The organism is Photobacterium sp. R1 (assembly GCF_054600795.1).
On the sequence record NZ_BAAHZP010000163.1, the window covers coordinates 1 to 389 of the forward strand.

The following is a 389-nucleotide window of genomic DNA, read 5'->3' on the forward strand; positions in this document are numbered from 1 at the left end:
TGAAACAGGCTCTCGGGCGACAGTGAGCGGTCAAGCACAGGAGAGAGACTGACCGCACAGCACAGCAGTATGCCAACGCATGTATCCTGCCAGAGCTCACTCATGATGCCTCTTGAACGCTTTCCAGTGCGGGGGACGCTGTGGCCACCGGTACTTTCTGCTGCCCACGTTTTGCCAGCAGGTAATAGAACAGCGGTGTCAGCAACAAGCCAAACACAGTGACCCCTATCATGCCCGAGAAGACCGCAACACCCATGGCCTGGCGCATCTCGGCGCCTGCGCCGGTGGAATACACCAGCGGTGCCACCCCCATAATAAAAGCGATAGACGTCATCAGAATCGGACGCAGCCGCAGACGGCTGGCTTCCAGAATCGCGTCTTTCACCGAG

1 protein-coding gene is annotated in these 389 nt (G+C 58.4%); it reads right to left on the reverse strand.

The window, feature by feature from the left end; translation table 11 throughout:
* Nucleotides 1-100 precede the first annotated feature (100 nt).
* A partial coding sequence (locus ACYP03_RS24485) for an efflux RND transporter permease subunit (RefSeq protein WP_459782445.1) occupies nucleotides 101-389 on the reverse strand: 289 nt, incomplete at its 5' end.